Origin of the sequence: Nonomuraea helvata (assembly GCF_039535785.1) — a bacterium.
Taxonomy (GTDB): domain Bacteria; phylum Actinomycetota; class Actinomycetes; order Streptosporangiales; family Streptosporangiaceae; genus Nonomuraea; species Nonomuraea helvata.
Window position 1 is genome coordinate 149,675 of sequence record NZ_BAAAXV010000008.1, and the last position, 13,476, is coordinate 163,150.

The window sequence follows — 13,476 nt, forward strand, 5'->3', positions numbered from 1 at the left end:
ATCCACGAGGAGTAGTCATGATCACTAGCATGGGGTTGCGCGTGGACGATGATCGAGGCGCTGAGGAGCATGCTATGACCTTCGACAGAATCGGCTATTGGGCCTGGACGGACATGGAGGAGGCCGGGCAGTGGCTGGCTACCGGCACCGACCCCAGCGCGCCGGAAGCAGTGGCTTGGGGTGTGCCGCTGATCGCCGCGTGTAGTCGCGGTTCAAATGAGGTCGTGGCCGCGCTGGCGGCTCAGGCCAGTGACGTGAACGTGCGCGGGGAAGATGGCCGCACCCCGCTGTGGGAAGCGGTGTGGGAGGCCAACGCCGGTGCCATCGAGGCGCTGCTGGCAGCCGGGGCCGACCCATGGATCGAGGTGATGTGCGGGTGGTCGGCCGGGCGGCTGGCGCTGGCTGGCCCACATGCGTCGTTGTTCGCTTGCCTTCCCGGGGTCGTTCCCCTGGAGGAGGAGCATCGAGCCGCCATCCAGCGGGCGCGTGAGCGCAAGACGCTGCTCGATAACACGGCGCACCTGGGCGGGGAGTGGGCGGTGGGGATGGGACTGGCGCTGGTCGCAGGAATCAGCGCTGATGAGGCGATCCGGCGCCTGGGGGCCGACCCCGCGCGGTTCGCTCCGCATCCCCCTCGCCCGGCACCGTGGCTGCCCGAGGATGAGGATGACGAGGATGAGGTTGACCTTTACACAGCCGGGTTGCAATACGTCGCCGTCACCGAAATCGCGGGAGGATGCGCCCTGGTGCAGCCGGAAGGCTTCGCCGTCACCCTGAACGAGACGGTGAACCCCTTGTCGGCGGGCACCCACTGCGTAGCTGTCTACTTCAACGCTAAGAGCGGCACGCAGAGCAGCTACGTCATCGACGGCGAAGAGGTCGACCGCGATCCCGTCAGCAGTGACGCACGCCCCGGCGAGAACCCGGCGCGGACGCTGAACCGCTTCCTCTACTCCTGGGCCCAAAGCAGACAGGACCCGATCGCAGCCGAGATCGGATACGCGTTCACGCTGCTGGGCCTGGATCCCGGCGACGGCTCCTGCGTGAAGGGACCATGGTCCAGGTGGGTCCAAGTCCCGGAGTGGAGCCGGTTCTGACGCGTCGTTGCTTCTCCGAGCTCACCCAGACCCGCGCCCGAGCCGAACACGCCTCGGCACGGTGTCCGTCTGCGTCAGCGGCGACCTCCACTTCACCGACGACACAGGGCGGCGCCGGGTCCCGCTGACCGAGGTGGCCCCGCTGACGTTGTCGGAGGTGCTGCGCGACGCCGACCTGGCCGTCGGCGTCACCTCGACCGGCCTGGACCCCGAGGGGCACGGCGAGTACTGGCAGTCCTACGGCTTCGGCGACCTCACCCAGACTGCCCAGATCCGCCGTGACGCACTGGCCCGGCTGCTGCCGCGCCTGGCGATCTCCGACCGCTGCACTCTCGCAGACCGGTTCCTCGTCGTCCGCGGTGACCTGCGCACCTACAAGATCCACCTCGGCTCGAGCAATATCCTCATGGAGCCCAACGACGCCTACCTGTGCATCGTCCCCCGCCGTGGTTCCGGCGGCGACCCGGTCTTCCTGCCCTTCCGGCCCTGAGCGGGGGGCGCGAGAGGGACGCTACCCGAGCACGGGGAAGTTCGCCTTGATCACACCGTGCGGGTCGCGGGAGCGCTTGAGGTCGCGCAGCCTGGCCAGCGTCTCGCGCGGGAACGCGGCCGCGGCCTGCTCACCGCCATGCAGCATCGTGTACGGCTTGCGCCCGCTGGTCGCCGGCACCAGCGCCTTGCCCAGCCGGTCGAGGCGCTCGCCCGTCGTCTCGGAAGGCTGGCCGAACGCGTAGACCAGGTACGGCTCGTCCAGGTGCCCCGCGGCGCCGCCACCGTCCGCGGGCTTGGCGAGCGCGCCGCCCAGATGCCGGATCTGCACGCCCACCAGCGGATCGATCGGCTCGTCCAGCAGCACGCCGGCCACCTCGCCGTCCAGCCCGGTCAGCAGCTCGCACCGGCTCATCCCCGGCGAGGGGTCGGTGGGCTCGTCGCAGATGGAGCCCAGCTCGGCCACCGGCAGCAGCCTCCGGTTGTCGCTGACGGCCCCGCCGATCAGGTCGAAGGGCCGCAGCAGCGCGCCCGGGTCCCGGCCCAGATACGTGCTGTCGACCATGACGAACCCGGGACCGCCGGGGATCTGCAGCAGGTCGAACCAGACCGTCAGCTCGTCCGGCGCCGACGCGGTGACCTCGCGGAAGGCGGCCAGCACCTCGGGCGCCCGCTCGATCGGCCACATGATCCGCCCGCCGTGCAGGAAGGGCGCGGGGCTCAGCTCGAACTCCACCGCCGTCACGATCGCGAAGTCGCCGCCGCCGCCCCGCAGCGCCCAGAACAGCTCGGGATCCTGATCGGCCGTCACCCTGATCCGCCTGCCCTCGGCGTCCACCGCGTCGAAGGCCCGCACGCTGTCGGACGCGAAGCCGTACTTCCTGCTGAACCAGCTCAGCCCGCCGCCCAGCGTGTACCCGACCACGCTGACCACGGGGGAGCTGCCCGCGAGGCCGGTCAGGCCGAGCGGGCTCGCCGCCGCCAGCACCTCGCCCCACTTCACGCCCGCGCCGACGCGGGCCACCCCGTTGCCGATCTCCACTCCGCCGAGCCCGCGAGTACGCAGCAGGATCGTGCCGTCGGTGTCGCCGGAGGGGCCGTGGCCGCTCGGCTGCGCGGTCACCGCCAGCCCGTGCAGGCGGGCGAAACCGACCGCGGCCGCCACGTCGTCCGCGTCGGCCACCTCGACCACCGCGCGCACCGGCTGGTCGACGGCCAGGTTCCACGGCCTGCGCGCCTCGTCGAAGCCCTCGTCGCCGGGGAGGAGGACGCGGCCGTTCATCAGGTTCCTCAGTTCGTTCATGTGTCCAGCGTGCGGTTTAGGACTTGAGAAAAAATTGGGGTTGACTTGAGGTTCGTGGAGTTCAGAATGTTCGGCCCACTTGAGGTGGACGACGACGAGGGCAACCGGCTCGACCCCGGTACCCGCAAGCAGCGGGCGGTCCTCGCCAGGCTGGCGCTCGAACCCGGCCGGGTCGTCCCGCTCGACCTGCTGATCGAGGAGCTGTGGGCGGGCGAGGCGCCGGCCAAGGCCACGGCGACGCTGCAGGCGTACGTCTCGCACCTGCGGCGGGTGCTCGAGCCGGACCGCAAGCCGCGCACGCCGCCCCAGGTGCTGCTCACCCGCGAACCCGGCTACCTGCTGAACATCACACCCGGCCAGACCGACGTGGGCCGCTTCGCCGCGTGGGCCGCCGACGGCGCGCGCCTAGTGAGACAGGGGCGGCACGCGGAGGCGGGCCGGACGCTGGACCGGGCGCTCGCGCTGTGGCGCGGGGAGCCGCTGGCCGAGTTCCCCGATCTGGCGCCGGCGGCCGCCGCGCGGCTGGGCGAGCTGCGACTGGCGGCCGAGGAGGATCGGCTGGAGGCCCGGCTGGCGCTGGGAGAGGCCAGCGTGGCCGACCTGGAGGCGCTGACGGAGGCGCATCCCTACCGCGAGCGGGCGTGGGGGCTGCTGGTGCTCGGGCTGTACCGGGCAGGACGCCAGGCCGACGCGCTCGCGGCGCTGCGCAGGGTGCGCGCCCTGCTCGCCGACGAGCTGGGCATCGAGCCGGGGCCGGAGCTGAGGCGGCTGGAACAGGCCGTGTTCGAGCAGGCGCCCGAGCTCGACGCCGGAACGCCCGCGAGAGCCGGAACGCCCGCGAGAGCCGAGGCGCCCGCGAGTGCCGGGGCGATGCCCGCGCGAGCCGGGGCGGCGCCCGCGGGCAGCCCGAGGCCCGCGCCCGCCTTCGACGGGGACCGGCTCGTGGCCAGGGAGGGCGAGCTGCGTGCCCTGGAGGAGCTGCTGTCCGAGGCCCGGCGCGGCAGGGGCGGGCTGGTCCTGGTCACCGGTGAGGCGGGCATCGGGAAGACGAGCCTGGCCAGGGCGGCCGCCGACCTCGCCGCCGCCCGGGGCTTCAGGGTGGAGTGGGGGCGCTGCCTCGACGGCGGCACGGCTCCGGCGTTCTGGCCCTGGACCAAGGCGGGCCTGATCCCTCCGCGCCCGCACGCCGAGCTGTTCGACCTGTACGACGCCGTACTGACCGAGCTGCGCAAGGGCCCCCTGCTGGTGGTGCTCGAGGACCTGCACTGGGCCGACGCCTCCTCGCTGAGGCTGCTCGGCCACGTCGCGGGCGAGCTGGCGCGGACCTCCGCGCTCATCGTCGCCACGCTCAGGCCTGAGCCCGGCGACCATCCGGAGCAGCTGCGCGAGACCCTCGGCGTGCTGGCCAGGGAGGGCGGCAGGGTGCCGCTGAAACCGTTCGACGCCTCGGGCATACGCGACTACCTGCGCCTGTACGACGTGGCGGCCGACCCGCAGGAGCTGCTCGACCGGTCGGGCGGCAACCCGTTCTACCTCACCGAGCTGCTCCGCCTGCCGGAACGCGAGCGCCACCTCGTCCCTCCCGGCGCCCGCGACGTCATCGAACGCCGGCTGGCCCGCCTTCCCGAGCCCACCCAGGAGCTGCTCAGAGCCGCCGCGGTCGCGGGCCGCGAGGTGGAGCTGGACCTGCTGGCCGCCCTGGTGGACCGCTCGATCGAAGAGGTCATGTCGCAGCTGGAGCCCGCGCTGGCCGCCGGGCTGCTCGCCGAGCTGTCCAACGGGGCCGCCGACTACCGCTTCTCCCACGCCCTCGTACGTCAGGCCCTCGACGCGGGGCTCACCAGGCTGGGCCGCGCCCGCCTGCACCTGCGGGCCGCCGAGCACCTGGAGACCGTGCCCGGCGCCGACCCCGCGATCCTGGCGGGGCACTTCGCCGCAGCGGCCCGGCTGGGCGGCGCACCCAAGGCCGCCACGTACGCGACGCGGGCCGCCGGGCAGGCCGCGCGGCGGCACGGCTACCAGGAGGCCGTCCAGCTGTGGGAGCTGGCGCTTGACCACCTCCCGCCCGGCGACTCGCCCGGACGCTGCCACGTGCTGACCGAGCTGGGCCAGGCCCGCCGCACCATGGGCGACGCCCAGGGCGCCTACCGCGACCTGAGCGAGGCGGTCGCCCAGGCCCAGCGGCTCGGCGACGGGGACGCGCTGGTGGCGGCGGTCTCGGTCTTCGGCGGCCTGTCGGTGTGGAACTGGCGCCCGTACGGCACCGTGGACGAGGACATGGTCGCGATCCTGGAGGACCTCCTGGCGGGCGACCTCGACGACCGGTCCAGGGCCGCGCTCCTGGGCACGCTCGGCATCGAGCTGTACTACGGCCCCCGGCGGGCCGAGGGCGAGCGGCTGGCGCTCGACGCGATCGACCTGGCCCGCCGCTCGGGCGAGTCCATGCTGCTGGCCAGGGCGCTCAACAACTACCTGATCGCGAGCTTCGTACCGGGCCGCAACCGCGAACGGCTGGCGGCGGCCGAGGAGATGCTGGCCGTGCCCGGCCTGCCCAGGGAGGCCAAGGTGGTGGGGCGGGTGCTGCGCATGTCGTGCCTGCTGCGCGCCGGCGACCTGGACGAGTGGAGGAGGGACCTGGCCCGCTGCGAGCAGCTGCTCCACGAGGTGGACCGGCCCGAGCTGGAGGCCATGGTCCGCGTCTCCCAGTCCGCCGACCACGTGCTGCACGGCCGGTGGGCGGAGGTGGAGGCGCTGCTCGAACGCTTCCCCACGATCGCCTTCGGGGCGAGCCTGTGGGGCCTGGACGTCCGCCGCCTGTCCGGCCTCTACGCGTGCCGGCGTGGCCAGGGCCGGGTGGCGGAGCTGGTGGACGAGCTGGTGGCCGCGGGCGACCGCCCAGGCATGACCCTGGTACGCCCGCTCGCCATCCTCGCCTCCCTGGACGTGGGGCGCACCGACCGGGCGCGCAGGCTCGTCGAACGGTGGGGTGTGGACCTGCAGGAGGACTGGTCGGCGGACTTCTTCTTCCCGGTCTGGGGGCTCGTGGCCGCCCAGCTCGGCACGCCTGACCCCGGCGACATGTACGAGCGGCTGCTGCCGATCGCCGGGCAGCCGGTCATCATGGGCATGGGCAGCGCGGCCCTGGGCTCCGTGCAGGACGTGCTGGCCGAGCTCGCGCTCCGGCTCGGGCACAGGGACAAGGCGCTCGAGCACAACGCGGCCGCCATCGCCACGCATCGGCGGCTCGGGCTGGCCTACTGGGAGTCGCGCAGCCTCGCCCGCCGCGCCGAGCTGACGCAATGAAGCCGCCGGGGTCTTGTCGGTGGCCCCGCGTAGGGTGACCGTATGCCTGTCATCGAGGTCGCGGGGCGCGAGGTCAGCATCACCAGCCCCGACAAGGTGGTCTTCCCGCAGAGCGGCCACACCAAGCTCGACCTGGTCCGCTACTACCAGGCCGTGGGCGAGGCGGCGCTGCGGGGCGTCCACGGGCGGCCGATGGTGCTCAAGCGGTTCGTGCACGGCATCGAGCAGGAGGCCTTCTTCCAGAAGCGCGCCCCGGCCAAGCGGCCCGACTGGATCGAGGTGGCCGAGCTGAAATACCGCTCGGGGCTCGGCGCCGAGGAGGTCGTCTGCACCGACCTGGCCCAGCTGCTCTGGGTGGTCAATCTGGGGTGCGTCGACCTCAACCCCCATCCGGTGCGCTCCGACGACCTGTCCAGGCCCGACGAGCTCCGCATCGACCTCGACCCGGTGCCCGGCGTCCCGTGGTCCGACGTGCTGGCGACCGCGCAGGTGGCCCGCGAGGTGCTGGCCGACCACGGGCTGGTCGCCTGGCCCAAGACGTCAGGGTCGCGGGGGTTCCATGTGTACGCCCGGATCGAGCGGCGCTGGCCGTTCGCCAAGGTGCGCAAGGCCGCCGAGACGGTGGCCCGCGAGGTGGAGCGGCGGGCTCCCGACCTGGCCACCAGCCGGTGGTGGAAGGAGGAGCGGCACGGCGTCTTCGTCGACTTCAACCAGAACGCCTACGACCGCACGGTGGCCTCCTCCTACTCCGTGCGCGCCGTCCCCGATGCGCGCGTCTCGACGCCTCTGACCTGGGACGAGGTGCCGGGCTGCCACCCCGAGGCGTACACGATCGACACGGTGCCTAAGCGCCTGGCCTCGGTGGGCGACCCGTGGGAGGACATGGACCTGCACCCGGGCTCGCTGGACGGGCTGCTGCGGCTGGCCGACGAGCTCGGGCCCGCGCCCAAGCCGCCCAAGGGCGCGGGGCGCCGGCAGCAGACCATGCCCGTCATCGAGATCGCGCGGGCCGAGCACAAGGACGAGGCGCTGGCCGGGTTCGAGCGGTGGAAGGCCCGCCATCCGGAGGTCGCGGCCAAGCTGGAGCCCGCCGACGTGCTGGTCGACGGCATGCGGGGGCGCAGCAGCGTGTGGTATCGCGTCCGGGTCAACCTCCAGCATGTGCCGGAGGAGCAGCGGCCGGAGCAGGAGCCGCTGGAGGTCGACTACGACCCCTGGCGCGGCGCCGGAGGCCCCGCCCCGAGCTGAGCGGGCGCAGGCGGCCCCGCCCCGAGCTGAGCGGGGCGCCGGACACATCCCCCTCGGCGCGCATCGCGGCGGCCGTGGAGTGCCGGCTAGCGCTGAAAGTGCCAGAACAGCATGGACGGCGTCCCGGCGATGGCCGCGTGCGCCGCCTCGGGCGCCAGATCCCACAAGGCCCACGGCCACACGTCCCACGCCTCCAGGACGTCGGTCCGCTCGCGCGGCTCCCCTGCCGGATGCCGGGGCTCCTCGCAGCGCCGCACCTGGAGCCCCGCCGCCAGCGCGGCCCGTACGTAGTCCCCGACCAGATGGCGGTAGGTGGCCACCCTCCCCGGCCGGCCGTCCGGCAGCCGTACGGGCGGGACCACCCCCTGCGCCACGCCCTCGGGATGGATGTCGGCGATCACCACATGCCCGCCGGGCCGCAAAACCCGGCCGAACTCGGCCAGCACCGGGTCCAGCACGGGCACGTGCGTCAACGCCAGCGAGCAGACCACCAGGTCGACGGACTCGCCGGGCACCGGCAGGGAGGACAGCTCGCCCGGCAGGAACTCCGCCTGCGGCACCCGTAGGCGCGCCCGCTCCAGCATGTCGGGCGAGCTGTCCACGCCGCGCACCCGATGGCCGCGACCGGCCAGGTAGGCCGCCATCCTGCCGGTGCCGCACGCCGCGTCCAGCGCGTCGCCGGCCGGCAACGCGTCGACGATCTCCCTGATGAACGGCTCGTCGAGGTCGAACGCGCTGTTGGGCCCGTCGTAGTTCCGCGACCAGATCCGGTAACCCTCCACGGTGTCCAAGCGAGCCACCTCGACGGCGGCGTCGGCCAGGGAGTCGTCATCGAGGAACTTACGGATCTCGGCGAGGCGTGCCTCGACGAACGCACGGTCGTGCTCGCCGGTGAAGGACCGCATCAGGGCGATGCCCTCCAGGCCCAGCACGTACGCCAACGGGTGCTCGTAGATCACCGTGACACGCTAACGACGACCGCCGCGCGGAAGCGACCGATTTTCGCCGACCCCGGGTCTCAGACGAGGCGGACGATGATCTTGCCGCTCACGCCGCCCGCCTCCAGGGCCCGGTGCGCCTCGGCGATCTCTTCCAGGGGGAACACGGTGTCCACGACCGGGCGGATGGCGCCGGTCTGCACGTACCGGGTGAGGTCGGCGAGGAGGCGGTGGGTGGGCCGGCCGCTGAAGAAGCGCACGCGCCGCCGGCCGTACAGGGTGGAGGCGGCGATGTACGACAGGGACGCGGCGATCCGGTTGACGTCGAAGGCTATCGCCACCATGCGACCCGACGGGGTCAGGAGGCGCCGGTAGGCGGCGTGGTCGGTGCCGACGGTGTCCATGACCACGTCGAATGGCGGCAGATCCGCAGGCCGCGTGGTGGCGTAGTCATAGGCCTCGTGGGCGCCGAGGTCGCGGACGAGGTCGAGGTTCCGTGCCCCGGCGAGCGCGGTGACGTGGGCGCCGAGTGCCCTGCCGAGCTGCACCGCCGTGACCCCGACGCCGCCGCTGCCGCCGCGTACGAGCAGGCGCTCGCCCGGCCGCAGTTCCGCCTTGTCGCGCAGTGCCGTGATCGCTACGGTGCCCACCGGGAGTGCCGAGGCCGCCACCAGGTCGAGGCCCTCCGGGACGAGGGACAGGTGACGGGGGCGGACGGCCAGGTACTCGGCGACGCTGCCGAACGTGCGGTCCAGCGCGCCCCACACCCGGTCGCCCGGCCGGGGTCCGGGTTCGGCCGGGTCCGGGCCCACGGCGACGACCTCACCGGTGAAGTCGAGCCCCATGCGTTTCGGGAAGCCTCGCTGCATCAGCCCGGTCACGGGCCGCATCTTGCCCGCCCGGCCGTGCAGCTCGCCGCCGTTCACGCTGGTGGCGTGCACGCGCACCAGCACCTCGCCGGGTCCGGGGGCCGGCTTCGGCACCGTGCCCACGTACAGCACGTCCGGTGGCCCGTACCGGTCGAACAGGGCTGCGCGCATCTCAGTCGCTTTCATCTCCACGTGAGTGACGCTAGCGGGCTAACCGGATGGGGCCGTCCATTTACGTTAATGTGAGAAATATGCCTGATCATCCCTCTCAGATGGAGTCCGCGCAGGTGCTGCGGGCCGACGCGCGGCACAACCGCGTGCGCATCCTCGAGGCCGCGCGGGAGTCGTTCGCCACGCGCGGGCTCGACGTGCCCATGGCGGCCATCGCGCGGCGCGCCGGGGTCGGCGTGGCCACGCTCTACCGGCGTTTCCCGTCGCGGGAGTCGCTGATCACGGAGGTGTTCGGCGACGAGCTGGCCACGTGCGCGTCGGTCGTGGACGAGGCGCTGGCCGATCCGGACCCGTGGCGGGGGTTCTGCTCGATGATCGAGAAGGTGTGCGCGATGCAGGTCGCCGATCGGGGGTTCACCGAGGCGTTCCTGACGGCGTTCCCCGACGCGATCGACTACGAGCGTACGCGGATGCGGGCCGAGCAGGGCTTCGCCGAGGTGATGCGGCGGGCCAAGGCCGCGGGGCGGCTGCGGGCCGACTTCGACCTGGCCGACCTGACGCTGGTGCTCAAGGCCAACTGCGGCGTCGCCACCGGAACGAGCCAGGCCGCGGCGGCGGCGTCGCGGCGGCTGGTGGCGTACCTGCTGCAGTCCTTCCGGGCCGAGCACGCCGAGCCCCTGCCGCCGGCGCCGCCGCTCACACTCGACTCCCTGATCAAGGCGGCAGGCTGACTTTCGCGGCTCGGGTCACGTCGGTGTTTCGGTGTCGAGTGCGGCGGTGCGCAGGGCGTCCGCGACGCGGGCGACCGGCTCCGTCGGCGGGTGCGGCAGGCGGGCGAGGAGGAGGCGGCGGTGCTCCTGCGGGCCGCCCCTCACCGGCAGGATGCGTACGCCCGGCGGCGCGGCTGCGGTGAGCAGGGCGGACACGGTGGTCAGCCCGCAGCCGGCCGCGACGAGATGGAGCTTGGCGAGCCAGTCGCGGGCGGTATGGGCGATGTCGGGCTTCTCGTCCAGGCCGGGCCACGCCCCCATCACCAGGTCGTCACCCGCCGGGCCGGCGATCCAGCGCTGCCCGCGCAGGTCGGCGACGTCGATGTAGTCGCCGTGGGCGAGGGGGTGGGCGGCGGGCACGGCCAGGCGCAGGCCACGCTCGGCGAGCGTCTGGACGGTCAGCGGCGGCGACTCGGCGTCCGGCGGCCGGAACGGTGGCGCCGACGCCAGCACGGCCAGGTCCAGGCTGCCGGCACGCAGCGCGCGGACGAGTGCCGGGGTGCTGCCTTCCCGGGTGACGACCGTGATGGCGGGGTCCGTACGGCGCAGCGCGACGAGAGCCCTGGTCAGCAGGACGGCGCCCGCGCTGGGGAACCAGCCCACCCGCACGACCCCGGCCCGGGCCGGCAGGCCGGACAGCTCCCGCGCGGTCGCGTCGATCTCGTCCAGCACGACGGTGGCCCGGCGCAGCACGACGCGGCCGGCGGCGGTCAGCCGGGCGCCGTCGCGCCGCCTCTCCAGCAGGTCCGTCCCCGCGGCCCGTTCCAGGGAGGCGATCTGCCGGGACACCGCCGACTGCGTGTAGCCCAGCACGGACGCGGCGGCAGTGAAGGTGCCCTGCTCGGCCACGGCGCGGAAGACCCGCAGCGCGGTCAGCGACACGTCGCTGAAATCCATGACGTCTACGCATACCAGGTGTGCGTAACTTTCGTTGGACTCATGATCGAGCCGCCTCCTAGCGTGGCGGCATGAACGATCCACGCATCGCCTTGGTGACCGGGGCGAACCAGGGCCTCGGCCGCGCCCTCGTCGAAGGGCTGGCCGCCCGGATGGCCCCGGACGACCTGGTCCTGCTCACCGGCCGCGACGCCCGGCGGGTCTCGGACGCCGCCCGCGAGGTCGTGCGGTCGCCCGGCACGCGCAGCCGGGTGGAGGGCCGGGTGCTCGACGTCGCCGACACCGGCGCCGTGACCGGGCTCGCCGATGAGCTGCGCGAGCGCCACGGAGGGGTGGACGTGGTGATCTCCAACGCCATCGCCCCGAACCTGCCCGACAGGTCGCAGGCCGAGCAGGCCGACGAGTTCATCGACGTCGCCAACGCGGCCACCCACACGATCCTGCGCTCGTACGGCCCGATACTGAGGCCCGGCGGGCGGCTCATCGTCGTGGCCAGCAGTCTGGGCACTCTCGGCCACCTCGACCCCCGGCTGCACCACCTGTTCGACGGCGCCTCGCTCGACCAGGTCGAGCAGGCCGTCGAGTCCTGGCGCGACGCCATCCACGCCGGGACGCTCGACGAAGCCGGCTGGCCGCGCTGGCTGAACGTGCCCTCCAAGGTGGCGCAGGTGGCCGCCGTGCGCGCGGTCGCGGCCGAGCGCCGCGAGCGCGACCTCGCCACCGGCACGTTGATCGCCGCCGTCTGCCCCGGCATGGTCGACACCCGGGCCTCGCGGCCCTGGTTCAGCGAGTACGGCCACGCTCAGACGCCGGCCCAGGCCGCGCGGGCGGTGCTCGACCTGGTGCTCGGCGAGGGCGCCGACCCCGCCCTGTACGGGGAGCTGGTCCGCTTCGGCAAACCCCTGCCCTGGTACGGCGGCACGCCGCCCACAGAGCAGGACCGTATCGTCATCCCCTGACGCCCGGCTCAGCGGCCCGAGATCAGGTTCGCCAGGCGGGCGTACGGCGACGTCGTGGTGCCGTGGTCGTTCTCCCGGCGGTCGGCGGCCCGGAACAGCGCGTAGATCAGCTGAACCCCCGTCCACCGCAGCGGCTCCGGCTCCCACTGGCGCACCTGGCGGCCCACCCACGGCAGGGCCGTGAGCTCGGTGTCATGGCGCAGCACCAGGTCGCGGAGCGTGCGCCCGGCCAGGTTGGTCGTCGTGACGCCGCTGCCGACGTAGCCGCCCGCCCAGCCGAGCCCCGTCGCGTGGTCGAGGTGGACCGTCGAGCACCAGTCGCGCGGCACGCCCAGCACGCCGCACCAGGAGTGCTGGATCCGCGCGTCCGCGGCCGCGGGGAAGAGCTTGACCAGCATCCGCCAGAGCAGCGCCACCGTCTGCGGCTGCGTGGCGCCCCGGACGTCGGTACGCGAGCCGTACCGGTAGGGCACCCCGCGCCCGCCGATCGCGATGCGGTCGTCGGCCGTGCGCTGCGCGTAGATGTACGCGTGCGCCTCGTCCCCGAGCAGCTCGTTGCCCTGCCACCCGATGTGCTTCCACACCTCGGCGGGCAGCGGCTCGGTGACGATCATGGAGCTGTTCATCGGCAGCCACTGGCGGTGCTGCCCGGCCAGCGAGGCGGTGAAGCCCTCGGTGGCGCGGATGACGTAGTCCGCCGAGACCGCCCCGCGCGTGGTGATCGCCGCCGCCTGGGCGTTGTCGCGCCGCGGCCGGATCGCGGTCACCGTGGTGTTCTCGAAGATGTCCACGCCCAGCCGGGCCGCCGCCTCGGCCAGGCCGACGGCCAGCTTGGCGGGCTGGATGCGGGCGCAGTGCGGCGAGTAGGCGGCCTCGAGCGTGCCCGCGACCTGCACGCGTTCGCGCTGCTCGTCGCGGTCCAGCAGGCGCATGTCCTCCTCGCCGTACCCCCAGGCGCGCAGGTCCTCGAGCTCCGCGCGGAGCCTGCGCCGCTGGGCCGGGTTCGTCGCGACGTGGATGAGCCCGCCCTTGTGGATGTCGGCGTCGATGCCCTCCTGGCGGGTCACCTCGATGACCTCGTCTACGGAGCTGAACATGGCGTGCTGCAGATCGATCATCGCCTGCCGCCCGCGCGCCTTGGCGTGCCGCTTGCGCGACCCGGCGAACTCGGCCGACAGCCAGCCGCCGTTCCGCCCCGACGCCCCGAACCCGGCGAACTCCTTCTCCAGGATCGCGATCCGCAGCCCCGGCTCGGCCTTCTTCAGGTAGTACGCGGTCCACAGGCCGGTGTAGCCGCCGCCGACGATGGCCACGTCGTACGAGCGCGGCCCCGGCAGCGCGGGACGCCTTTCCGGCAGGCCGATCTGGCGGTACCAGAAGGAGACCCCGCCGTTGGCGAAGTCCCCGGTCAGCGGAATATCTGTCATCGAAC

General features: G+C 73.4%; 11 protein-coding genes. 6 read left to right on the forward strand and 5 right to left on the reverse strand.

Annotated elements, in window-relative coordinates; translation table 11 throughout:
* The first annotated feature begins 74 nt into the window (after positions 1-74).
* A complete protein-coding gene (locus ABD830_RS28080; protein WP_344993585.1) occupies positions 75-1,097 on the forward strand; it encodes a DUF6461 domain-containing protein in 1,023 nt (340 codons plus the stop codon).
* 61 nt (positions 1,098-1,158) lie between these two features.
* Positions 1,159-1,587 (forward strand): DUF7737 domain-containing protein, encoded by a 429-nt coding sequence (locus tag ABD830_RS28085; protein WP_344993588.1) that lies wholly within the window; start codon positions 1,159-1,161, stop codon positions 1,585-1,587.
* Between the two features lie 21 nt (positions 1,588-1,608).
* Here ABD830_RS28085 and ABD830_RS28090 read toward each other — a convergent pair whose 3' ends face one another.
* Positions 1,609-2,889 (reverse strand): FAD-binding oxidoreductase, encoded by a 1,281-nt coding sequence (locus tag ABD830_RS28090; protein ID WP_344993591.1) that lies wholly within the window; start codon positions 2,887-2,889, stop codon positions 1,609-1,611.
* A 66-nt stretch (positions 2,890-2,955) separates the two neighbouring features.
* Here ABD830_RS28090 and ABD830_RS28095 point away from each other — a divergent pair, with 66 nt between their 5' ends.
* Positions 2,956-6,192 carry an ATP-binding protein gene (locus ABD830_RS28095; protein WP_344993594.1) on the forward strand — a complete coding sequence of 1,079 codons (3,237 nt, stop codon included), beginning with the start codon at positions 2,956-2,958 and terminating at the stop codon, positions 6,190-6,192.
* A 42-nt stretch (positions 6,193-6,234) separates the two neighbouring features.
* Positions 6,235-7,440 carry a non-homologous end-joining DNA ligase gene (gene ligD, locus ABD830_RS28100; RefSeq protein ID WP_344993596.1) on the forward strand — a complete coding sequence of 402 codons (1,206 nt, stop codon included), beginning with the start codon at positions 6,235-6,237 and terminating at the stop codon, positions 7,438-7,440.
* An 86-nt stretch (positions 7,441-7,526) separates the two neighbouring features.
* On the opposite strand, the gene ABD830_RS28105 is transcribed toward ligD, so the two are convergent.
* Complete coding sequence (locus ABD830_RS28105) at positions 7,527-8,399, reverse strand: class I SAM-dependent methyltransferase (RefSeq protein ID WP_344993599.1); 873 nt, start codon at positions 8,397-8,399, stop codon at positions 7,527-7,529.
* Positions 8,400-8,458: 59 nt separating this feature from the next.
* A complete protein-coding gene (locus ABD830_RS28110) occupies positions 8,459-9,418 on the reverse strand; it encodes an NAD(P)-dependent alcohol dehydrogenase (RefSeq protein ID WP_425567197.1) in 960 nt (319 codons plus the stop codon).
* A gap of 80 nt (positions 9,419-9,498) precedes the next feature.
* Between ABD830_RS28110 and ABD830_RS28115 the strand changes: the two genes are divergently transcribed.
* Complete coding sequence (locus tag ABD830_RS28115) at positions 9,499-10,149, forward strand: TetR/AcrR family transcriptional regulator (RefSeq protein ID WP_344993605.1); 651 nt, start codon at positions 9,499-9,501, stop codon at positions 10,147-10,149.
* Between the two features lie 15 nt (positions 10,150-10,164).
* Here ABD830_RS28115 and ABD830_RS28120 read toward each other — a convergent pair whose 3' ends face one another.
* On the reverse strand, positions 10,165-11,085 hold the full coding sequence (locus ABD830_RS28120) for a LysR family transcriptional regulator (RefSeq protein ID WP_344993608.1): 921 nt from the start codon (positions 11,083-11,085) through the stop codon (positions 10,165-10,167).
* Between the two features lie 71 nt (positions 11,086-11,156).
* On the opposite strand from ABD830_RS28120, the gene ABD830_RS28125 reads away from it, so the two are divergent.
* Positions 11,157-12,044: an SDR family NAD(P)-dependent oxidoreductase gene (locus tag ABD830_RS28125; RefSeq protein WP_344993611.1), complete on the forward strand. Its 888-nt coding sequence runs from the start codon at positions 11,157-11,159 to the stop codon at positions 12,042-12,044.
* Positions 12,045-12,052: 8 nt separating this feature from the next.
* Here the strand turns inward: ABD830_RS28125 and ABD830_RS28130 are convergent, their stop codons facing one another.
* Entirely contained in the window at positions 12,053-13,471 is a 1,419-nt protein-coding gene (locus ABD830_RS28130; RefSeq protein ID WP_344993614.1) for an NAD(P)/FAD-dependent oxidoreductase, read from the reverse strand.
* Positions 13,472-13,476: the final 5 nt, after the last annotated feature.